At 63.2% G+C, this 21,347-nt stretch carries 23 protein-coding genes; 11 read left to right on the top strand and 12 right to left on the bottom strand.

What is annotated here, in order from left to right:
* Window positions 1–120: 120 nt before the first annotated feature.
* The 5 genes from trmD to ffh form a co-directional block, all read right to left on the bottom strand.
* Window positions 121–831, bottom strand: a complete 711-nt coding sequence (trmD, locus tag M4J39_RS16305) for a tRNA (guanosine(37)-N1)-methyltransferase TrmD (protein WP_371875466.1) — start codon at window positions 829–831, stop codon at window positions 121–123.
* Window positions 828–1,373: a ribosome maturation factor RimM gene (gene rimM / locus M4J39_RS16300; RefSeq protein ID WP_251729463.1), complete on the bottom strand. Its 546-nt coding sequence runs from the start codon at window positions 1,371–1,373 to the stop codon at window positions 828–830. The genes trmD and rimM overlap by 4 nt, the downstream gene beginning before the upstream one ends.
* Before the next feature lie 75 nt (window positions 1,374–1,448).
* On the bottom strand, window positions 1,449–1,808 hold the full coding sequence (gene rpsP / locus M4J39_RS16295) for a 30S ribosomal protein S16 (RefSeq protein ID WP_251729462.1): 360 nt from the start codon (window positions 1,806–1,808) through the stop codon (window positions 1,449–1,451).
* A gap of 61 nt (window positions 1,809–1,869) precedes the next feature.
* Window positions 1,870–2,163, bottom strand: coding sequence for a chorismate mutase (locus M4J39_RS16290; protein ID WP_251729461.1), 294 nt, complete (start codon window positions 2,161–2,163; stop codon window positions 1,870–1,872).
* A complete protein-coding gene (gene ffh, locus M4J39_RS16285; RefSeq protein ID WP_251729460.1) occupies window positions 2,160–3,716 on the bottom strand; it encodes a signal recognition particle protein in 1,557 nt (518 codons plus the stop codon). The genes M4J39_RS16290 and ffh overlap by 4 nt, the downstream gene beginning before the upstream one ends.
* 305 nt (window positions 3,717–4,021) lie before the next feature.
* On the opposite strand from ffh, the gene dapF reads away from it, so the two are divergent.
* The 7 genes from dapF (at window position 4,022) to M4J39_RS16250 (ending at window position 9,789) form a co-directional block, all read left to right on the top strand.
* On the top strand, window positions 4,022–4,870 hold the full coding sequence (gene dapF, locus M4J39_RS16280; RefSeq protein WP_251729459.1) for a diaminopimelate epimerase: 849 nt from the start codon (window positions 4,022–4,024) through the stop codon (window positions 4,868–4,870).
* A 24-nt stretch (window positions 4,871–4,894) separates the two neighbouring features.
* On the top strand, window positions 4,895–5,740 hold the full coding sequence (locus M4J39_RS16275) for an SAM-dependent methyltransferase (protein WP_251729458.1): 846 nt from the start codon (window positions 4,895–4,897) through the stop codon (window positions 5,738–5,740).
* 87 nt (window positions 5,741–5,827) lie between these two features.
* Window positions 5,828–7,084: a tRNA (N(6)-L-threonylcarbamoyladenosine(37)-C(2))-methylthiotransferase MtaB gene (mtaB, locus tag M4J39_RS16270; RefSeq protein WP_251729457.1), complete on the top strand. Its 1,257-nt coding sequence runs from the start codon at window positions 5,828–5,830 to the stop codon at window positions 7,082–7,084.
* Window positions 7,085–7,102: 18 nt separating this feature from the next.
* Entirely contained in the window at window positions 7,103–8,134 is a 1,032-nt protein-coding gene (gene ftsY, locus M4J39_RS16265; protein WP_251729456.1) for a signal recognition particle-docking protein FtsY, read from the top strand.
* A gap of 124 nt (window positions 8,135–8,258) precedes the next feature.
* On the top strand, window positions 8,259–8,987 hold the full coding sequence (locus M4J39_RS16260; protein WP_251729455.1) for a heme ABC transporter permease: 729 nt from the start codon (window positions 8,259–8,261) through the stop codon (window positions 8,985–8,987).
* A complete protein-coding gene (ccmD, locus tag M4J39_RS16255; protein ID WP_251729454.1) occupies window positions 8,984–9,208 on the top strand; it encodes a heme exporter protein CcmD in 225 nt (74 codons plus the stop codon). The genes M4J39_RS16260 and ccmD overlap by 4 nt, the downstream gene beginning before the upstream one ends.
* Window positions 9,205–9,789: a DsbE family thiol:disulfide interchange protein gene (locus M4J39_RS16250; RefSeq protein WP_251729453.1), complete on the top strand. Its 585-nt coding sequence runs from the start codon at window positions 9,205–9,207 to the stop codon at window positions 9,787–9,789. Before ccmD ends, M4J39_RS16250 begins: the two co-directional genes overlap by 4 nt.
* On the opposite strand, the gene M4J39_RS16245 is transcribed toward M4J39_RS16250, so the two are convergent.
* Window positions 9,774–10,448: a YggS family pyridoxal phosphate-dependent enzyme gene (locus tag M4J39_RS16245; RefSeq protein WP_251729452.1), complete on the bottom strand. Its 675-nt coding sequence runs from the start codon at window positions 10,446–10,448 to the stop codon at window positions 9,774–9,776. The genes M4J39_RS16250 and M4J39_RS16245 overlap by 16 nt on opposite strands.
* Before the next feature lie 227 nt (window positions 10,449–10,675).
* Here M4J39_RS16245 and M4J39_RS16240 point away from each other — a divergent pair, with 227 nt between their 5' ends.
* The 4 genes from M4J39_RS16240 to M4J39_RS16225 all read left to right on the top strand — a co-directional run bounded on the left by M4J39_RS16240 (window position 10,676) and on the right by M4J39_RS16225 (window position 13,606).
* Window positions 10,676–11,347, top strand: a complete 672-nt coding sequence (locus M4J39_RS16240) for an outer membrane lipoprotein carrier protein LolA (protein WP_251729451.1) — start codon at window positions 10,676–10,678, stop codon at window positions 11,345–11,347.
* 22 nt (window positions 11,348–11,369) lie between these two features.
* On the top strand, window positions 11,370–11,966 hold the full coding sequence (locus M4J39_RS16235; protein WP_251729450.1) for a septation protein A: 597 nt from the start codon (window positions 11,370–11,372) through the stop codon (window positions 11,964–11,966).
* Window positions 11,963–12,355: a VOC family protein gene (locus M4J39_RS16230; protein WP_251729449.1), complete on the top strand. Its 393-nt coding sequence runs from the start codon at window positions 11,963–11,965 to the stop codon at window positions 12,353–12,355. Before M4J39_RS16235 ends, M4J39_RS16230 begins: the two co-directional genes overlap by 4 nt.
* A gap of 102 nt (window positions 12,356–12,457) precedes the next feature.
* A complete protein-coding gene (locus tag M4J39_RS16225) occupies window positions 12,458–13,606 on the top strand; it encodes a MalY/PatB family protein (protein ID WP_251729448.1) in 1,149 nt (382 codons plus the stop codon).
* Window positions 13,607–13,721: 115 nt separating this feature from the next.
* Here M4J39_RS16225 and M4J39_RS16220 read toward each other — a convergent pair whose 3' ends face one another.
* From M4J39_RS16220 to rho, 6 genes are all read right to left on the bottom strand, one after another.
* Complete coding sequence (locus M4J39_RS16220) at window positions 13,722–14,606, bottom strand: ParB/RepB/Spo0J family partition protein (RefSeq protein ID WP_251729447.1); 885 nt, start codon at window positions 14,604–14,606, stop codon at window positions 13,722–13,724.
* Window positions 14,607–14,682: 76 nt separating this feature from the next.
* On the bottom strand, window positions 14,683–15,516 hold the full coding sequence (locus tag M4J39_RS16215) for a ParA family protein (RefSeq protein ID WP_251729446.1): 834 nt from the start codon (window positions 15,514–15,516) through the stop codon (window positions 14,683–14,685).
* Window positions 15,513–16,217 carry a 16S rRNA (guanine(527)-N(7))-methyltransferase RsmG gene (gene rsmG, locus M4J39_RS16210; RefSeq protein WP_251729445.1) on the bottom strand — a complete coding sequence of 235 codons (705 nt, stop codon included), beginning with the start codon at window positions 16,215–16,217 and terminating at the stop codon, window positions 15,513–15,515. Before rsmG ends, M4J39_RS16215 begins: the two co-directional genes overlap by 4 nt.
* Window positions 16,217–18,070 (bottom strand): tRNA uridine-5-carboxymethylaminomethyl(34) synthesis enzyme MnmG, encoded by a 1,854-nt coding sequence (mnmG, locus tag M4J39_RS16205; RefSeq protein WP_251729560.1) that lies wholly within the window; start codon window positions 18,068–18,070, stop codon window positions 16,217–16,219. The genes rsmG and mnmG overlap by 1 nt, the downstream gene beginning before the upstream one ends.
* 403 nt (window positions 18,071–18,473) lie before the next feature.
* Window positions 18,474–19,769, bottom strand: a complete 1,296-nt coding sequence (mnmE, locus tag M4J39_RS16200) for a tRNA uridine-5-carboxymethylaminomethyl(34) synthesis GTPase MnmE (RefSeq protein WP_251729444.1) — start codon at window positions 19,767–19,769, stop codon at window positions 18,474–18,476.
* A gap of 173 nt (window positions 19,770–19,942) precedes the next feature.
* Window positions 19,943–21,208 carry a transcription termination factor Rho gene (gene rho / locus M4J39_RS16195; protein WP_100080831.1) on the bottom strand — a complete coding sequence of 422 codons (1,266 nt, stop codon included), beginning with the start codon at window positions 21,206–21,208 and terminating at the stop codon, window positions 19,943–19,945.
* Window positions 21,209–21,347: the final 139 nt, after the last annotated feature.

The raw sequence follows: 21,347 nt of genomic DNA, 5'->3' as shown, positions 1-21,347 counted from the left end.
GCGCCCGAACATCGTCACATCGAACGAGGGGCGATACGTCAATCAACTATGGGCGGGGTTCCTACACGAGGCGGACAGGTTTGTCGACCACTTCCCACCAGATTCTTTGCCGGAAACTGCTCATTTCCGGCCTTTGGCCGGGCGATAGTCGGCCCAGAGGTCCGGACGCCGCTCGGCCGTCACCCTTTCGGCGTCAGCACGGCGCCAGGCATCCACTTTCGCGTGATCTCCCGACAAGAGAACCTGCGGGATCGCCTCATCTTCGAACACCGGCGGCCGGGTGTACTGAGCGTGCTCGAGCAGTCCGCCCTCGAAGCTTTCGGTTACACCCGAGAGATCGTTGCCCATGACGCCGGGCAGCAGACGAACCACAGCATCGAGCAGCACGATGGCCGCCACTTCGCCTCCCGACAGCACATAGTCGCCGATCGACACCTCTTCGAGCTGCCGGCGGCCAATCAGCCTCTCATCGACGCCCTCGAACCGGCCGCAAACAATGACAACCCCGGGGCCAGCGGCGAGTTCGCGCACGCGCGCCTGTCTGAGCGGCGCCCCGCGCGGCGTCATCAGAAGACGCGGTCGGGGATCATCCGCCGGCGACACCGCATCGATGGCCCGCGCCAACACGTCGGCGCGCATCACCATGCCGGGCCCACCGCCCGCTGGCGTGTCGTCGACGTTGCGATGACGCCCCTCGGCAAAGTCGCGGATCTGCGTCGGCCTCAGCGACCAGCCTCCCTCGCCAAGCGCCCGGCCGGCTAGGCTGACCCCGAGCGGGCCGGGAAACATCTCCGGATAGAGCGTCAGAACGTCGGCGGCAAAGCCAGTCACGATGCCTCCTCCCCCTCCGGTTCGCCGGGATCGTCGAGAAGGCCATCCGGCGGCTCGATGATCGCCTTGCCGGCAGCAAAATCGAGAGTTGGCACGATAGCGCGCGTAAAGGGCACGTAGACCGACGCGCGTCCCGGACGCTTCACATCCAGAAGGTCATCCGCTCCGAAGTTGACCACCGCAACCACCGTGCCGATCGCCTCGCCGGCCGTCGTCTCGACAGCCAAACCGATGAGATCGGCATGGTAGAACTCGTCCTCGTCCGGCGGCGGCAGTGCCGAGCGATCGACGTGAAGCTTGGTGTGGTTGAGCTTCTCGGCAGCCGTTCGGTCGGTCAGCCCCTCAAAGGAGACGACCAGCATGTCGTCCTTGAGGTGCCTCAACGACTTGACGCGAAAGGCCACCCCACGGCTGTCGTGCAGAGGGCCGTAGTCGGCCACGGCCAGGGGATCGGCGGTATGCGCCTTGACGCGCACCTCGCCGCGCACGCCATGAGCGGCGCCGATTTCGGCAATGACTACGGACTTCTGCGCTTCGGCCACGGGCCTGCCTCCGTCAACGAAAAGGACCGCCCCGCGGAACGGGACGGTCCATTATGAGATGATCTCAGGTCGAAATCACTCGGTCGGAGCTTCGACGGCAGCGGCCTTCTCGGCACGCTCGGCGGCGCGCTCCTTGGCCTTGTCGCCCGGCTCGGCCTTCTTGGGGTTGCTACGGGCCGGACGGTTGGCAAGACCGGCCTTGTCGAGGAAGCGCAGAACGCGATCGGTCGGCTGGGCGCCCTGATCGAGCCAGTACTTGGCCCGGTCGGCATCGAGAACGACGCGGTTTTCGGCGTCATCGGCCAGCATCGGATCGAAGGTACCAATCTTCTCGATGAAGCGGCCATCGCGCGGCGAGCGGGCGTCGGCGATGACGATCGAGTAGTGCGGACGCTTCTTGGCGCCACCGCGGGCGAGACGGATCTTGAGGGACATTGTGAGTACTCCAGCTTGGTTGTCTTGAGATTGCTTGTCTTGGGTGGGAAGGAGGCGACGCCTAGAGGCGGAGCGCCTCGTGGTGCCTGATCACTTCCGTGATGATGAAGTTCAGGAATTTCTCGGCAAAATCCGGATCGAGCCGGGCATCGGCAGCGAGCGCCCTGAGCCGCTCGATCTGGACTTTTTCCCTTGAGGGATCGGCCGGCGGCAGACGGTGCTCGGCTTTGAGCCGACCGACCTTCTGCGTGCATTTGAAACGCTCGGCCAGGAGGTGAACCAGCGCCGCGTCGATGTTGTCGATCGAGCCTCGCAGTTCCAGCAGTTCGGCCATCACCGGATCGGGTGTCGTCATTTCTTCGGCCCCTTCGGCAGGCCTGGGAGACCCGGAAGGCGACCGCCCGGAAGACCCGGAAGGCCGGAGAGACCCGGCGGCAATGCGCCCGGCAGTCCAGGCGGCAGACCGCCCTTTCCACCAAGTCCACCGCCCATGCCCATGTCGCGGGCCATCTTCTCGAGCTGCGCCGGGTCCATTTTGGACGGGTCCGGCATGCCACCGCCACCCATCATGGCGCCGAGCTTGCCAAGGCCACCGAACAAGCCACCCTTCTGCTTGCCCATGGCCTTCATCATGTCGGCCATCTGCCGGTGCATCTTCAGCACCTTGTTGACGTCGGAGACCTCGGTGCCGGAGCCGGCCGCAATGCGCTTGCGGCGCTTGGCATCGATGACGGCGGGCTTGGCCCGTTCCTTCTTGTTCATCGACTGGATGACGGCGAGCTGGCGCTTCAGCAAGCGATCGTCGAACCCGGCGGCTGCGAGCTGGTTCTTCATCTTGCCCATACCGGGCATCAGACCGAGGATGCCGCTCATGCCACCCAGCTTCTGCATCTGCCCGAGTTGTTCGGCGAGGTCGTTCATGTCGAACTCGCCCTTGCCCATCTTGGCGGCCATCCGGGCCGCCTTCTCGGCGTCGATGTTGGCGGCGGCCTTCTCGACCAGCGCAACGATATCGCCCATGCCGAGGATGCGGTCGGCCACCCGTTGCGGATGGAAGTCCTCAAGCGCGTCGGCCTTCTCGCCGACACCCATCAGCTTGATCGGCTTGCCGGTGACGGCACGCATGGACAACGCGGCACCGCCACGACCGTCGCCATCGACACGGGTCAGCACGATGCCGGTAATGCCGATCTGTCCGTCGAAGGCGCGCGCCGTATTGACGGCGTCCTGGCCGGTCAGCGCATCGGCGACCAGCAGCACTTCGTGCGGCTGGGCAATGCGCTTGACGTCGGCCGCCTCGTTCATCAGGGCATCGTCGACGGTAACGCGACCGGCGGTATCGAGCAGAACCACATCGTAGCCGCCAAGGCGGGCGGCGGTCATCGCTCGCGCGGCAATTTCCTGCGCCGACTGTCCGACGACGATCGGCAGGGTATCGATGCCGTTCTGCTCGCCGAGAACCTTCAATTGCTCCATGGCCGCCGGACGCCGGGTGTCCAGCGACGCCATCAGCACCTTCTTGCGCTGACGCTCCGTCAGGCGCCGGGCGATCTTGGCCGTGGTCGTCGTCTTGCCGGAGCCTTGGAGGCCGACCATCAGGATGGCGACCGGCGCCGGCGCTTCGAGGTCGATCGGCTGGGCGTCCGAACCCAGCGTTTTCACGAGCTGGTCGTGGACGATCTTGACGACCATCTGGCCGGGAGTGACCGACTTTACCACGTCGACGCCGACCGCCCGGTTCTTCACCTTGTCGGTGAAGGACTTGACGACGTCGAGCGCCACGTCGGCCTCGAGCAGAGCCCGGCGAACCTCGCGCATGGCTTCCGCGACGTCGGCCTCCGACAGCGCACCACGACGGGTAAGCTTGTCGAAAATGCCGGCAAGGCGATCGGAAAGGCTTTCAAACATCGGCGGTCCTCGTCGAACGGTCTGTCGGACCGCTCATATGGTCCCGACCGCCACGAAACCCAAGCACCGCAGGCATCCGCGGGCGCAACGCGCTGGCGGATGTTGACCTCCGGGATCGCGCCCCGGTCGGCGGCTCGGCTGTCGCAACAGGACGAGAATGGAGCGGCATTAGCGGCAAGACGGCGCCGAGTCAAGGAAAAGCGGCTTTTCGCTCGCCCGAGGTCGTATTCTCCGCTCCGGACACGCCCGCCGCTTCCTCTGCCGTCGGCTATCGTCTAAAGATGGATCGAAAGAACGAGGCCGCGATGAGCATCCCTTACGTCAAGATGAACGGCATCGGCAACGAGATCGTCGTGCTCGATCTGCGCGGCAGGCCGGAGACCGTGACTGCCGAAGCCGCCCGAGCAATCGGTGCCCGCGAGCCCTTCGACCAGCTCATGGTGCTCTACGCGCCTCGCCGGGCCGATACGCTCGCCTTCATGCGCATCTTCAATATCGACGGTTCGGAAAGCTTCGCCTGCGGCAACGGCACGCGCTGCGTCGGCCGACGCCTTTTCGAGGCGGGAGCACCGTCGCCCTGCTTCGTTGAGTCGAGGGCCGGACGCCTGCGTATCGAAAAGGCCGGCGATCTCGTCACCGTCGACATGGGCGAGCCGCGTTTTGCCTGGAACGACATTCCGCTCGTCGAGCCTTTTGCCGATACCCGCGCCATCGAACTGCAGATCGGGCCGATCGACGCCCCGATCCTGCATTCGCCCTCGGTCGCCAATATCGGCAACCCGCACGCCATTTTCTGGGTCGACGACGTCGAGGCCTATGATCTCTCGGCCATCGGCCCCATGCTTGAGAATCACCCCATTTTCCCTGAGCGCGCCAATATCTCTCTTGCCCATGTGACGGGCTCGGACGCATTGACGCTGAAGGTGTGGGAGCGCGGTGCCGGCCTGACCCGCGCCTGTGGGTCGGCCGCCTGCGCCGCCGCCGTATCGGCAGCCCGCACGCGCCGGACGGGGCGCAAGGTGCGCGTGACGCTGCCGGGCGGCGACCTCGTCATCGACTGGACGGCGGAAAACCGCATTCTGATGACCGGCGCCACCGAGTTCGAACATGACGGCCTGCTGCCGGAAGATATCTTCGCCTCGGCTGCGGCCTGAGGCGCCTCGTTTTCGAGGCATTTCATGGAACACGGCACACCCAGTTCCACCGCCTTGGTCGTCGCAGCCCTGCGAGCCGCACACCAAACCTATGACGATGGCCGGGTGTTTCGCGATCCCTATGCCGAGGACATGCTGGGACCCGAGGGCGCCCCTTTGATGATGGGTCTGCCCATCGTGCCGGGCTATCGGACGATGCGCTTCTTCATGGCGGCTCGCAGCCGGTATGCCGACGACGCGCTGGCCGAGGCGGTGGCTCGCGGCTGTCGGCAGGTGGTGGTGCTCGGCGCCGGTCTCGATACCCTCGGCCTCCGAAATCCCTATCGCGCGATCGGGCTGCATGTTTTCGAGGTCGACTATCCCGCGACCCAAGTCGACAAGCGTCGCCGCCTGCTGCGCTTCGGACCGAGGCTACCGACGAGCCTTTCGCTGGTGCCGGCCGTATTTGGCGAGACTGATCTCGCGGCGGCCCTGACCACGTCGGGTTGGAAGGCGGACGAGCCAACGTTCTTTCAGATGTTGGGCGTTGTGGTTTACCTGCCCGCCGCGACTCGGCAGACGCTTTTCGCCTTCATTGCCGATCTTCCTGCCGCGGAGGTCGTACTCGACTATACGACGCCGCCCGAAAGCCAGTCGCCGGAAGGCCGGGTGATCACGGTGGCGCAGATGACCGAGGCGGCAAAGGTCGGCGAACCCTGGCTCGGTCTTGTCGCGCCGGCAGCGCTCACCCGCGAGTTTGCCGATTTCGGGCTGTCCGATATCGAGGATCTCGATCTTCCGAGGCTCCGGCAGCGCTATCTGGGTGAGAGGCCGATCGAAGGCGCGGCCGATTTTGGCCTCCATATTCTCCACGCCCGGCATCAGGCCTGAGCCCGCCCGCCATGCGGTTTCCGCTCTGGCAATTTCCGCACCTTTCCGCCATATAGCCGGTTTGGACATCAGCATCGGAACGAAAGCATGGCAATCGAGGTGATCACCTTCGGCTGCCGCCTTAACACGGCGGAATCCGAAGTGATGCGACGGAAGGCGGTCGAGGCGGGCCTGACGGAAGCCGTGCTGGTCAACACCTGCGCTGTCACCGGCGAAGCCGTGCGACAGGCCAAGCAGGCGATCCGTCGGGCGCGCCGCGCCAATCCCGATGCCAGAATTGTGGTGACCGGTTGCGCCGCCCAAACCTCGCCCGAACTGTTCGCCGGCATGGAAGAGGTCGATCTCGTGGTCGGCAACGCCGACAAACTCAGCGAGGCAGCCTACCAGGCGATCCCCGACTTCGGCGTATCGGCGGAAGAGAAGACTCGCGTTAACGACATCATGAGCGTGCGCGAGACGGCGCTGCACCTTGTTGATGGCTTCGAGGGACGCACCCGCGCCTTCGTTCAGGTGCAGAACGGCTGCGACCATCGCTGCACTTTCTGCATCATCCCCTTCGGCCGGGGGAATTCCCGCTCGGTACCGATGGGCGACGTGGTCGCGCAGGTGCGTCGCCTCGTCGAGAACGGCTATGCCGAAGTGGTGCTGACCGGCGTCGACCTCACCTCCTATGGCGATGACTTGCCTGGCAATCCGCGCCTCGGGCGCCTGACCCGATCCATCCTGAAGGAGGTGCCTGAGCTTTCCCGCCTGCGCATTTCCTCGATCGACTCGATCGAAGCCGACCCGGACCTCATGGCGGCGATCGCCGAGGAAGAGCGGCTGATGCCACACATGCACTTGTCGCTCCAGCATGGCGACGACCTGATCCTGAAGCGCATGAAGCGCCGCCATCTGCGGGCGGATGCCATCCGCTTCTGCGATGAGGCGCGACGCCTCCGGCCCGACATGGTGTTCGGCGCCGACATCATCGCCGGCTTTCCAACCGAAACCGAGGACATGTTCCGAAACTCGCTCGCCATCGTCGACGACTGCGGCCTCACACACCTGCACGTCTTCCCCTACTCGCCACGCCCGGGTACGCCGGCGGCACGCATGCCACAAGTTTTGCGAGCTGAAATCAAAAATCGCGCGTCCAGATTGCGGGAAAAGGGCGATGCCGCGTTCCGCGCCCACCTTGAAGCCGAGGTCGGCCGCCGTCACTCCGTTCTGGTCGAAAAGGACGGGCTCGGCCGCACCGAACAGTTTACGCTCACAGAGATCGACCGGGGCAAGCCCGGCGAGATCGTATCGGCCGTCGTGGCAGGCCATACCGACCGTGCCCTTATTTCCAAGGCCGCCTGAGGCAGAGGACCAACGAACATGTCGGACGACAAGAAGCCGGGTCTCATCGGGCGTTGGTTTGGCGGCGGGCGCGAGGCGCCGGATCCACGTGAATCACCGGTCGAGCCGGAGGCACCGGTTGCTCCCGACCGCCCGTCCTGGTTCCATCGCCTCACCTCCGGCATGTCGCGCTCGTCACAGGCGATCGGCGGCGGCATCGTCTCCATCTTCACCAAGCGCAAGCTCGACGCCGACACGCTCGAAGAGCTCGAAGATGTGCTGATTCAAGCGGATCTGGGCGTCGCCGTTGCCTCGACCATTACCGATCGACTGTCCGCCGAACGTTACGGCAAGGACATTACCGACGACGAGGTCAAGACCATTCTGGCCGACGAGGTAGAGAAAGTGCTCGCCCCGGTCGCCATTCCGTTCATGCTGAAATCTGGCGAAGCGCCGCAGGTGGTTCTGGTGGTCGGCGTCAACGGTTCGGGCAAGACCACCACCATCGGCAAGCTCGCCTCGAAGTTCAGTGCCGAGGGCAAAAAGGTCATGTTGGCCGCCGGAGATACCTTTCGTGCCGCGGCCATCGATCAGTTGAAAGTCTGGGCGTCGCGCACGAACACACCGATCGTCGCTCGCGACGTCGGCGCCGACTCGGCCGGTCTCGCCTTTGATGCGCTGACCCGGGCGAAAGCCGAGGGCATCGACGTCCTGATGATCGATACGGCCGGCCGCCTGCAGAACAAGGCCGAGCTGATGGCCGAGCTTGAGAAGGTCGTTCGCGTTCTCCGCAAGATCGATCCCACGGCGCCGCACGACGTGCTGCTGGTCCTGGACGCCACCACCGGCCAGAATGCCGTCACCCAGGTTGAAGCCTTCAGCCGTACGGCCGGGGTCACCGGCCTCGTCATGACCAAGCTGGACGGTACGGCGCGTGGCGGCATCCTCGTCGCCATCGCCGAGAAGTTCGGTCTTCCCGTACACTTCATCGGCGTTGGCGAAGGGATCGACGATCTCGAACCTTTCGCTGCCCGCGACTTCGCGCGCGCCATCGCCGGGCTTGGCGACTGACGTTCGCGGGAAGCCCCCTTCGCACCGGTGCGGATTGCCGGTCGCGGGCGAAGCCGCTATGTGTGCAGTCTGGAATACGTCGAAGCCGCGACTGGCGGCCGTGCACCTACGCCCCGAGGCAAGCATGCTCCTCGCCGATCTCGCCAACCCCACACGCTTCCTGGCGCTTGCCGGCCGCCTGATCCCCTGGCTTGCCGGCCTCACCGTCGTGTTGTTCGCCGGCGGTCTTGCGTTGGTCGTCCGTTCGCCAGCAGACTATCTGCAAGGCGAGACGGTCAGGATCATGTACATCCACGTGCCCGCCGCCTGGCTCTCCATGCTGACCTACGCCGTCATGGCCGTCTCCGCGCTCGGCACCCTGGTCTGGCGGCATCCGCTTGCCGACGTCGCGGCCCGAGCCGCTGCTCCGATCGGCGCCACCTTCACGGCGCTGGCCCTTGTGACCGGCTCGTTGTGGGGCCGACCGATGTGGGGCACCTACTGGGAGTGGGATGCGCGCCTCACCTCGGTGCTGGTGCTGTTCATCATGTATCTTGGCCTCATCGCGCTCTGGCGGACCATCGAGGATCCGACGCGCGGAGCGCGGGCCGCCGCGATCCTGATCCTCGTCGGTTCGGTCAATCTGCCGATCATCAAGTTTTCGGTCGACTGGTGGAACACCCTGCATCAGCCGGCTTCGGTGTTCCGCATCGACGGCCCGACCATCGATCCCACCATGCTTCTGCCGCTCGCCGCCATGGCCTTGGCCTTCACCGTCCTTTTTGTCACGCTGCATCTGGCTGCGATGCGCAACGAGATCCTGCGCCGACGCATTCGCGCCCTCGGCCTGACCGCCGCCGGAGCCGTCCGATGATCACCTCTCTCGGCCCCTACGCCGGTTTCATTCTGCTAAGCTACGGGGCAGCGACGCTCGCCGCCCTCGGCCTTACAATCTGGGTGGTTCTGGACCATCGCAGGCTGAAACAGACGCTCGCGGCCCTCGAAGCGCGTGGCCTGACCCGCCGTTCGGCCCGTGCCGCCGCCCGTATCGCGCCCGAAACGCCAATGGATGCCAAGCTGGAGACGCAGGCGTGAAGCAGCCACCGCGCCGCCGCGCCAAACTTCTCGCGCTCGTCCCGCTCGCCATCTTTCTGGCGCTGGCGATCCTGTTCTACGCGAAACTCGGGGCAGGCGATCCGTCCGAGATACCCTCGGCACTGATCGACAAGCCCGTGCCGGCCTTTCAACTCGAAGCCATCGCCGGCCTGACGCGGGAGGGAACAGCCGTTCCCGGTCTTTCGACCGCCGACCTCGCCAAGGGCGTTTCGGTCGTCAACGTGTTTGCCAGCTGGTGCGCGCCCTGCCGTGCCGAGCACCCGCTTCTGTCCGATCTTGCCGGGGATCGGCGTATCCGTCTCTACGGGCTGAACTACAAGGACACCGACGATCAGGCCCTGCGCTTCCTCAACGGCCTTGGCAATCCCTATGCCGCCGTCGGCGCCGATCGCAAAGGCCGCGTCGGCATCGACTGGGGTGTCTATGGCGTACCGGAAACCTTCGTGGTCGCCGACGGTCGCATCGCCGCCAAACTGGTCGGGCCGCTCACGCCCGCCAGGATTTCGGCCGAGCTGATGCCGGCCATCGAGAAGGCCGTCGCGTCTCAGTCGGCTCCGTAGGTGCGGTAGCCGAAGATGGCGCTGCCGACGCGGACGTGCGTTGCACCCTGCCCGATCGCCGTCTCGTAGTCCGCCGACATGCCCATCGAGCGAAAGGCAACCCCGGCGCGGCGAGCCAACTCGTCAAGCAAAGCGAAATGCGGCGCCGGCGGATCCCCAACAGGCGGAATGCACATCAGTCCCGCAATGGCGAGGCCATGCACGTCGCGGCAGCGTTTCACGAAGTCCACCGTCTCGCGCGGCGCAATGCCGGCCTTCTGCGGCTCCTCTCCGGTATTGACCTGAACGAGCAGCTTCGGGAAGCGCTTCTGCGCCTGCATTTCCTTGGCGAGGGCCGCAGCGATCTTGTCCCGATCGACGCTATGGATGACATCGAAGAGGGCCACCGCCTCGCGCGTCTTGTTCGACTGTAGCGGCCCGATCAGATGCAGCTCCACGGCGGGAAAATCGGCCTTCACCGACGGGAACTTGGCAGCGGCCTCCTGCACGCGGTTCTCGCCGAAGACAAGCTGTCCGGCGGCGATGGCGGCGCGGACGTCGGCTTCCGGAAAGGTCTTGGAAACGGCGATGAGGGTCACCGAGCCGGTTGGACGACCGGCTTCCTCCTCGGCACCCTCGATCACCGCCCGCACCCGTCCAAGCGCTTCGGAAATGGTCATGCTGGCCTCTCCATTCTCCGCAAAGCCCGCGAAGGCCCAAGCCCTGAGGGCAGAAGACAACGCCTGCCACCCAACGTGACGCCTGTCTTTGGCGCATGCCGCCGCCTTGTCAATACGACGCTGGAAACTCTACCTTGTTTCGCCATCTTCTGATCTTTAAGTGGGTAAGGCGTGTGCCGCAGCGCCTTCATTGCCTGCGGAAGGCAACAATGGAGAGGGTGTCCGCGATGTTTCAAACCCTGAGGATGGGGCGCCGCGCGTTCCTGAACGGCCTTGCCGGAGCCGGCATGACGCTGGCGCTCGCCACTGCGGCGGTACCCTTTGCGGCGACGGAAGTGGCTGCCAAGCCCAATCTCGCCAACCTTTCGCCCGAGCAGCTCGCCACGGTTCAGGCCGTCAACCGCTACTTCAACTCGATCACCACGTTTGAGGGAAAGTTCCTGCAGACCGCTCCCGATGGCGGTGAAACCACAGGTTACTTCGTCATCGATCGCCCCGGAAAGATGCGCTTTCGCTACTATCCGCCGGCGCAGCTGGACATCACCGTCGATGGCCGGACGGTCGCGGTCGATGACAAGGCCATGCAGTCGCAGACGCTCTATCTGCTGTCCGAAACGCCTTTGCGCTTCCTGCTGGACAAGAACATCAATCTTCTCGAGGAAGCGGTGGTGCAGTCGGTCAGCGCCGACTCCGATTTCATCGTCATCCGTCTTCAGGATCCCGGCACCTTCGTTACCAGCCATCTGACGCTCTATTTCGACGCGCGCACCACCGAGCTGAAGCAGTGGACCGTAACCGACGACCAGGGCTTCGACACGACGGTGGCCATCTACGAAACCAAGGTGGGCAACCCCACCAATCCCGAGTGGTTCGAGATCAACTATTCCAAGTACAAATGACGCGGCCCTCCAGGAGTGAACGATGACCGAACTGCCCGCCGCTGACCGCAAGGCCGAGAATCCTTGGCTCAAACTCGCCCTTGAGCTGGGGCCGCTTCTCGTCTTCTTCTTTGCCAACGGCCGTTTCGGCATCTTTGTCGCCACCGGGGCCTTCATGGCGGCAATGGCGGTGGCGCTCATCGCTTCCTGGCTGATCAATCGGCGGCTCGCCATCATGCCACTGGTGACGGGTGTCGTCGTTGCCGTCTTCGGCACGCTGACGCTGGTGCTTCATGACGACACCTTCATCAAGATGAAGCCCACCATCGTCAACTGCCTGTTCGGTGGCGCCCTTCTCGGCGGTCTGCTTTTCGGCAAGACGCTGCTCGGCTATGTTTTCGACGGCGCCTTCCACCTGGACGAGGCCGGCTGGCGCAAACTGACGATCCGCTGGGGCCTGTTCTTCTTCCTCCTGGCCGTCCTCAACGAGCTGATATGGCGCACCCAGACGACCGAGTTCTGGGTCGCCTTCAAGGTCTGGGGCATCATGCCGCTGACATTGGTGTTCTCGATAGCCCAACTGCCGCTTCTGTCGCGTCACGCCGTCGAGCCATCCGAGATTTCCAAGGATCCGGCATGACACGGACGATCGCCAGCCTGGCGCTCGTTGTCGCCGACTATGACGAGGCGATCGCTTTCTATGTCGATACGCTCGGCTTCTCGCTGATCGAGGACACGCCGCTTGGTGGCGGCAAGCGGTGGGTGCGGGTCGGTCCTGGTGAAAACGGAACCACCCTGTTGCTGGCCCAGGCTGACGGACCCGAGCAGGCGGCGCATATCGGCGACCAAACCGGTGGCCGGGTCTTCCTCTTCCTCGAAACGGACGATTTCGCCCGCGATCATGCGCTGTTCCTGGCCAGAGGGATCCGTTTTCTGGAAGAGCCGCGCTTTGAAGCTTATGGCACTGTCGCCGTCTTTCAGGATCTCTATGGCAACCGCTGGGATCTCATCGAACCAAAGCGACCCTGACGGCTTTCCATGCGATCAGTCTTACCACATCCGAGACTGGATCAGGTCCGGCCTTTGGGTCTAGTGTCCCCTGAACTGTTTCGACGATAAGGACTTTTGTTCATGGCCCCCCACGACTTCGACACCGTCATCGATCGACGGCAGGTACCTACGTCCAAATGGGACCGCTATCCCCAGGGCGTTCTGCCGATGTGGGTGGCCGACATGGACTTCCCGGTGGCCGAACCGATCGCAGCCGCCTTGCGCAACCGTCTCGACCACCCGGTATTCGGCTACGGCGGTCCCGGTCCGACATCGCTCCGCGATGCGATCGCGTCTGACATGCTGGATCTCTACGGCTGGTCCATTTCGCCTGCCGACGTTGTGTTTCTGCCCGGCGTCGTGCCCGGCTTCAACCAGGCGCTCAAGGCCTTCACCCAGCCAGGCGACCGACTTGTGGTGGAAACGCCTGTCTATCCGCCAATCCTCGCCGCAGCCGGCAACTGGGACCTCAAGCGCATCGATGTCCCGTTGCTCTCGGTCGGGCAAGGATCGGCCGTCGATCTTGACCGCCTGACCGGGGCGCTTGCGGACACCGCGGCTTTCCTGCTCTGCAATCCGCACAACCCTACCGGCCGAACAAGAACACGACCCGAACTCGAAGCCATCGCCAAGGTCTGCCTCGACTCCGGAACGGTGATCATTTCGGATGAGATTCATTGCGACATCGTCTACGGCAGCACAAAGCACGTGCCGATTGCCTCGCTGTCGCCGGAAGTCGCGAGCCGCACCATCACCTTGATGGCGGCCAGCAAGACCTACAACATCGCCGGCCTGAAGACCGCCTATGCGATCATACCGGACGCAGAGCTACGCCGGCGGTTCATCGCCGCCAATCTCGGCATGAGCGAGGGCGCCAACGTACTCGGGCTGGTCGCTACCGAAGCAGCCCTTCGCCACGGTCGCCCGTGGAAGCAGGCGCTTCTTGCCTATCTCGAGGCGAACCGCGACCATCTGATCGCCCGCCTCCAGCGAGAGATTCCGGAAATCCGCATCAATGCACCGGAAGCGACCTATCTTGCCTGGCTCGATTGCACAGCGCTCGACCTTGGCGATGCCTACCGTTTCTTCCTCGACAAGGCCAAGGTTGCCTTCAACCCCGGTCCGAGCTTCGGCAGCAACGACCATCATGTTCGCCTCAACTTTGGCTGCCCCCGTTCGCTCCTTGATGAGGGCATCGACCGCATGGTGAAGGCGCTTTCGCAACGCTGAAGGTCAAGCCATCGAGCTTCCAAAGTCCGAAAAACGGAATCGAAATGAAAGCGCCCCGGCGAGAAATCGTCGGGGCGTTTCGTTTGCGAATCGATCGGCTATGAAACGAAGCGTTTCAGCTTTCCAGCCGGCGAATGATCTCGTCGAGCTGGTCGAGGTTGGCATAGCCGAGCCGAAGCTCTCCCGAACCGTTGGGCTTGTGGCGGATTTCAACGGACAGCCCGAGCGCATCGGACAGCCGCTTCTCGAGGGCACGGGTGTCCGCATCCTTATCCGGTTTTGCCGCTTTCGCTCGGCCATGCGGCTCGGAAATGGTCGCCTGGGCCATCGTTTCCGCCGAGCGCACGGTCATCCCCTCTTCGACGATGCGTTTGGCAAGTGCCGCCGGATCGGGGGCGGCGATGAGCGCACGGGCATGACCTGCAGTCAGCGCACCGTCGTTGAGATACTGCTTGACCGGCTCGGGCAGCTTGAGAAGGCGCAGCGTGTTGGCAACATGGCTTCGGCTCTTGCCGATCACCGAGGCGAGGTCGTTTTGGGTGTACTCGAACTCCTGAATGAGCTGGTCGTAGCCCATGGCCTCTTCCAGCGGGTTGAGATCCTGCCGCTGAACGTTCTCGATGATGGCGATTTCCATCGCCTCGCGATCTGTCACGTCCTGGATGATGACCGGGATCTCATGCTGGCCAGCCTTCTGCGCTGCCCGCCACCGTCGCTCTCCCGCGATGAGTTCGTATCCGTTGCCGCCGGCCGGCGCCGGCCGAACCACCACCGGCTGAATCATGCCGTGTTGGCGAATGGAGCCCGCCAGCTCTTCGAGGTCTTCCTCCTTGAACAGACGGCGCGGGTTCTTGGGGTTCGCCTTGATAAGGTCGATCGCCACCTTGCGAATGCCGCGCACCCGCTCGACCACCTCGAACTCGGAACTGGCATCGCCAATCAGCGCCGCCAGTCCCCGGCCGAGCCGCCGACGTCCGCTCTCGTCGCTGACGCTGCTCATGACTTTCCCTTCGCTTTCTCCGGCCTCTGCATCCAAGGGATTGCCGAGACCCTAAGTCCTTGTTACCAAAATATTATTACGCCGCGACAGCGCGGAAACGCCGCTCACGCTGGATGATCTCGGAGGCAAGCTTCAAGTAGGCCTGGCTACCCGTGCACTTGAGATCGTAGAGCAGCGCCGGCTTGCCGTAGGAGGGCGCCTCGGAAACGCGGACGTTCCGCGGAATGATCGTCTCGTAAACGGCGTCGCCCATATTGGCTCGAACGTCCTGGACCACCTGCGCACTGAGATTGTTGCGGCCATCATACATGGTCAGCACGATCCCGTGGATCCCGAGCTCCGGGTTGAGGCTGCGCTTGACCTGCTCGACGGTGGAGAGAAGCTGCGACAAACCCTCCAGGGCGAAGAATTCGCACTGCAACGGCACCAGGATGGAGTGAGAGGCCGACAGGGCATTGATGGTCAGGAGATTGAGAGACGGCGGACAATCGATCAGCACGTAAGTGAAGCTCTTCTCACGGCCGCCTGTGCTCTCAACCGCCTCCACATGCCGGGCGATGGCCTTTCTGAGACGGTAGGCACGATCCCCCGACCCGGCGATTTCCAGCTCGACGCCGAGATTGTCCAGTGTCGACGGCGCCACGGTAAGCCGCGGCACGGCCGTCGGAACAAGACATTCCCGCAGCTCCGCTTCGCCAATCAGAACGTCGTAGGTCGACACCTTGCGCGACTTGCGATCGATGCCGAGACCGGTCGAGGCGTTGCCTTGCGGATCCAGATCGATGATCAGCACTTCCTCGCCTATGGCCGCAAGAGCCGTCCCGAGGTTGATGGCGGTGGTCGTCTTGCCGACCCCGCCCTTCTGGTTGGCCAGCGACAACACGCGGGGACTGTGCGGAAGGCGGTTCATCGGCGGGCATCCTGTTCTGGAAGACCGGCAGTTGGCAGCCGGCGGACATGATCGACGAGAATGATGCGACTGTCGGCTTCGATCCGGCTCTTCAGTTCTACCAGATCGAAGCTCCACGAGAGAGCCGCTTGCCTGTGCTCGGTAGCAAAATCCTGTCCCTTGTGGAAAACACCCGTCGCTCCGGCGCCTAGCCAAGGTTCGGCATAGCTGAGAAGACGATCGAGCGAGGCGAGAGCCCGAGCCGAAACGGCATCGAATCGAATTTCTCCGGCCGGTAGTCGTTCCGGAAGCGACTCGATGCGTTCCGAAACGATCTTCGCTGGCAGCCGCAGCTCGCGAGTGACGGCCTGAAGGAAGGCCGCCTTGCGACCATTGGACTCGACAAGCGTCACCGACGCGCCCTCCACGTCTGCCAGCAGGATGGCAGTCACAAGTCCCGGAAACCCGGCGCCGGAGCCGAGATCCAACCAGCGTCTGGCCTTCGGCAGAGCAGCGAAAGCCTGTGCCCCATCCGCGACGTGCCGACGCCAAATGTCGGGAAGCGTTGAAGGAGCAACCAGGTTCTTGACGGGTTGCCACTTTCGAACAAGGCCGACATAAGCCACGAGGCGCTCTTCCATCGCCGCGTCCAACGGCAGAATAGCCCGCACGGCGTCGAGATCGTTGGCAACGTCGATCGTGCTTGCTGCCTTGCCAGCCATCAGGCAGCCTCCCCTTTCTGTCGTGTGCCGAGTTTGCGCAAGTGGGCAAGAAGCAGTGTCAAGCTGGCCGGCGTTACACCATCTATCCGACCGGCCTGGCCGAGAGTGGCCGGCCGTACTGCCTCCAGCCGTTGCCTCACCTCGTTGGAAAGCCCGGTTACCGCCCGATAATCGAGATCGGCCGGCAGCACACGCGCCTCATCTCGCCGGAAAGCCGCGATGTCGGCCTCCTGACGGTTGAGATAGACGGCGTAGAGAGCCTCGGTTTCGAGCGCAACACTCGTCACGCCATCGAAACGTCCAAGGTCCGGCCAGATGGTGGCAAGGCGAGCCAAAGACATGTCCGGATAGGACAGCAACTCATAGGCCGTCCTGCGGACGCCGTCCTGGTTGAGCGCAAGACCGTGTTCTTCACCCTCGCGCGGACTTAAGGACAGCGAGAGCGCCAACTGCCGCGCCATTTCCAGAGCCGACATCTTCGCCGAGAAGGCGGCGGCGCGCCTGGGTCCTACGACGCCAAGATCCAACCCCTTGGTCGTCAGCCGTTGATCGGCGTTGTCGGCCCTCAGAGAAAGGCGGTACTCGGCACGAGAAGTGAACATGCGGTAGGGCTCGTTCACACCCTTCGTCACGAGGTCGTCGATCATCACGCCGAGATAGGCCTCGGCACGATCGAACACGACGCCGTCCGTACCTGCGGCCCGCCGCGCTGCGTTCAGACCGGCGACCAGGCCCTGAGCCGCTGCCTCCTCATAGCCGGTCGTACCGTTGATCTGGCCGGCGAGGAACAGGCCGATCAGCTTCTTGGCCTCCAGTGTCGGCTGCAGCTCACGAGGATCGATATGGTCGTACTCGATGGCGTAGCCATACTGGACGATACGAGCTCGCTCCAGCCCGGGAATGGAGGCAATGATGGCGTCCTGAACATCTTCGGGCAAAGACGTCGAGATGCCGTTCGGGTAGACGAGATCGCTGTCGAGCCCTTCCGGTTCAAGGAATATCTGATGACCATCGCGGTCGCCAAAGCGGACGATCTTGTCCTCGATCGACGGGCAGTAGCGCGGACCACGACTGCCGATCTGACCCGAGTACATTGGTGAGCGGTGAACGTTGTCTCGGATCACCCGGTGGGTCGCCTCACCGGTCCGGGTAATGTAACAGGCCACCTGTGGCTGTTTGATCGTCGTTGTCAGCGTCGAGAACGGCTCTGGGCTGTCATCACCCGGCTGCGCCTCCAGCGATGCATAATCGATCGAGTGACGGTCGAGACGAGGCGGCGTACCGGTCTTGAGCCGACCCAGTCTTAAACCAAGCCGTGCCAGTGTTCGGGACAACCCCATCGCCGGCTGTTCGCCGATACGCCCGGCGGGTGTCGTTTTGGGACCGAGATGAATAAGCCCGGACAGAAAAGTCCCGGTGGTCAGAACAACCGCTCCACAAGCCAGTCGGCGGCCGTCAGCCATGATGACAGCCGTAACCCGCCCGTTCGATACCTCGATGTCGTCGGCCTCGCCTTCGATGACCGAGAGATTGGCGGCCGAAGCTATCTCGGCCTGCATTGCCGCTTTGTAGAGTTTGCGATCGGCCTGTGCGCGCGGGCCGCGTACCGCCGGCCCCTTCCGGCGATTGAGCAGGCGAAACTGTATGCCGGCGGCATCGGCGACTCGCCCCATCAAGCCGTCGAGCGCGTCCACTTCGCGAACGAGATGACCCTTTCCAAGCCCCCCAATCGCCGGATTGCAGGACATCGCACCAATGGTCGAGAAGCGATGCGTGATCAGCGCGGCCCTGGCCCCACTACGTGCGGCGGCATGTGCGGCCTCGACACCAGCGTGGCCACCACCAATAACCATTACGTCGAAGCGTTCCAGATCGCCCACTGTCGTTCCGATATATGCAAGTTTAGCTGTGTATTCGAATGGTTCGATCGTCGATCGCCTTGAGGCTCCGATCGATATCCAGCCTCATCCCCGAAGGATCACCCCCGTATTGAGAGGCCGGGTGGGCTTACATAGGGCAATTGAGGTCGCGAGGTCAAAGCCGAAAGCGCTGTTTTCCGGTCATTATCGCTTGAACTTCGCCGTGTATGGCCCGATTCCCTAATTCGGATCGGAGGCGAATCCGTGAGGTTTTCCACAGGCTGTGGAGTGTTTCACGTGAAACACCGTTAATTAAGTCCAAACCGTCCTGCCCCTCCACGACAGTCTCTTGCAAGAATTCCCCCCGCTTTGGAGAATCGTTTCGGATAGGAATCAGTTATTTTCCGATGCAGAAAGTCGAGAATATCGAGCCAAGCACATCTTCGACGTCGATGCGGCCCGATAGACGGCCAAGCGCATCTCCCGCCCGACGAAGCTGATCGGCCATCACCTCCGCCGGAAGATCCGAGCGCTCGGCCTCTCGCAACGCGGCCTCGGCCTGTTCCAGACACTGTCGTTGCCGGACGCGGCTAACCAGGGGCGCCTCGCCCCCGAGCTGGCGGGAGGCTTCCTCGGCAAGCCGACGGAGCAACCAGTCAAGGGAGGCCCGATCATGGATGGAAACGGACTGAGCGAGTTCCCCCTCCGGGGCCAAGTCAGCCTTCGTTCTGATACCAATCACCTGACATTCAAGCGAAGTCACCTCTTCTGGGGGAGTAGCATCACTCTCGTCCAGCCATAGAACGATGTCGGCCATCGCCGCCCGAGCCCTGCCTCTACGCATTCCCTCAACCTCGATGACGTCACCGCCCTCGCGAAGACCGGCCGTATCGACCAGGGTTACAGCGTAGCCGTCCAGATCAAGACGAACTTCCAAAAGGTCTCGGGTGGTACCGGGAATGTCCGTGACGATGGCAACATCGCGCTCGGCCAGCGCATTGATCAGGCTGGACTTGCCCGCATTGGGTTGGCCGAGCACCACAACATCCAGGCCGTCGCGAATGCGCTCCCCACGCCGCCCGGCCACCAGCTCCCGCTCGAGCTCAGCGCGCAGGTTGCCAATGGCAGTCACAACGCCACTCGAGACGTCGACAGGAACGTCTTCCTCATCGGAGAAATCGAGATCGGCCTCGACATGGGCGCGAAGCTCTATGAGCCGCTGGCGCCATTCTTCCGCCTTCTGTCGAAATGCCCCTCCCGCCAAGCGCAGAGCCTGTCGCCTCTGAGCATCGGTTTCAGCGGCGATGAGATCGGCGAGCCCTTCGGCCTCCGTCAGGTCGAGCCGGTCGTTCTCGAAGGCGCGGCGGGTAAACTCCCCCGCTTCCGCCAGTCTCAGACCGGGAAGACCTCCCAGAAGCTCAAGGAATGCTGATACCACGGCGCGGCCGCCATGCAGGTGGTACTCGGCAACGTCCTCTCCCGTAAAACTGCGCGGTGCGGGAAAGAACGCCACAAGGCCACGATCAATAGGATCATTCTCGCCGCCGATGGTTTTCAGCTCAAGGCGCCGGGGAGCAGGCAAGCGGCCGATCGTTGTTTCGAGGACGAATCGAACGCTGGGTCCGGATATACGAACCACCGCAACCCCACTCGGCGGCACTCCCGATGACAAGGCGAAAATCGTGTCGGTCACGATTCAATCCTCCGAGGGTCGGACCTATCTGCTCCTGCTCTCAATAAGGCTAAAGTTTTGAGAGCTGCGTCAGAAATTGACAAGGGCCCCAGTGGGGCCCTTGGTATCGTCAGAATTGGAACGGCAACGAATCGATAGCCGCCCACTGATTCACGTGAAACACCGGCAAGAGCTCAGGTGTTCATAGAATCGAAGAAGTCGCCGTTGGTTCGCGTCTGCCGCAGCTTGTCCAGCAAGAACTCGGTGGCGTCGGTGGTTCCCATCGGGTTGAGAATGCGGCGGAGAACGAACGTCTTCTTGAGCTTGTCCGGAGCCACGAGAAGGTCTTCCTTGCGGGTGCCGGAGCGCTGGATATCGATCGCCGGGAACACACGCTTATCGGAGATCTTCCGATCAAGAATGATTTCCGAGTTGCCGGTGCCCTTGAACTCTTCGAAGATCACCTCATCCATGCGGCTGCCGGTATCGATCAGCGCCGTGGCGATAATGGTCAGCGATCCACCCTGCTCGATATTGCGCGCGGCGCCAAAGAAGCGCTTGGGCCGCTGCAGCGCGTTGGCATCGACACCACCGGTCAACACCTTGCCGGAAGACGGCACCACCGTGTTGTAGGCGCGGCCGAGACGTGTGATTGAGTCGAGAAGAATGACGACGTCGCGGCCATGTTCGACCAGACGCTTCGCCTTCTCGATAACCATTTCCGCGACCTGGACGTGACGCGTCGCCGGTTCGTCGAACGTGGAAGACACCACCTCGCCACGCACCGAACGCTGCATGTCCGTCACTTCTTCCGGACGTTCGTCGATCAACAGAACGATCAGATAGCATTCCGGATGATTGGTGGTGATCGAATGCGCGATGTTCTGCAGCAGCACCGTCTTGCCGGTGCGTGGCGGCGCCACGATCAGGGCACGCTGGCCCTTGCCGAGCGGCGCCACGATATCGATGACGCGCGCCGAAAAATCCTTCGACGGTACGCCTTCGACTTCCATGCGGAAGCGCTCGTCAGGATAGAGCGGCGTCAGGTTATCGAAGTGCACCTTGTGGCGCGCCTTCTCGGGGTCTTCGAAATTGACGGTGTTGACCTTGAGTAGCGCGAAATAGCGTTCGCCTTCCTTAGGGCTCCTGATCTGCCCTTCGACGGTATCGCCGGTCCTGAGCGAAAAGCGACGAATCTGAGCCGGGGAGATGTAGATATCGTCGGGACCGGGCAGATAGTTGGCATCGGGAGAACGCAGGAAACCAAATCCGTCCTGCAGCACCTCGACGACACCCTCGCCGATGATATCGACCTCTTGTTCGGCGAGCTGCTTCAAAATGGCAAACAGAAGCTCCTGCTTGCGCATGGTCGAGGCATTCTCCACCTCGACTTCTTCCGCAACGGCCAGAAGTTCGGTGGGGGTCTTCTTCTTGAGATCCTGGAGCTTCATCTCCGACATGGATACGGCATCTCTTGGCTGGAAAAAGGAATCGAAGTCGAAAACAAAAAACTCCCCTGCAGGGGATACGCATCGACAATCTTTTCCGAAAGACGCGAACTGGCAGCGACGGTGGGGAGCCGCCGCAGGAGAACCTTTC

This window comes from Pleomorphomonas sp. NRK KF1 (assembly GCF_023721755.1).
In the GTDB taxonomy this organism is placed as follows: domain Bacteria; phylum Pseudomonadota; class Alphaproteobacteria; order Rhizobiales; family Pleomorphomonadaceae; genus Pleomorphomonas.
This window is presented reverse-complemented; position numbering and strand designations above follow the sequence as displayed.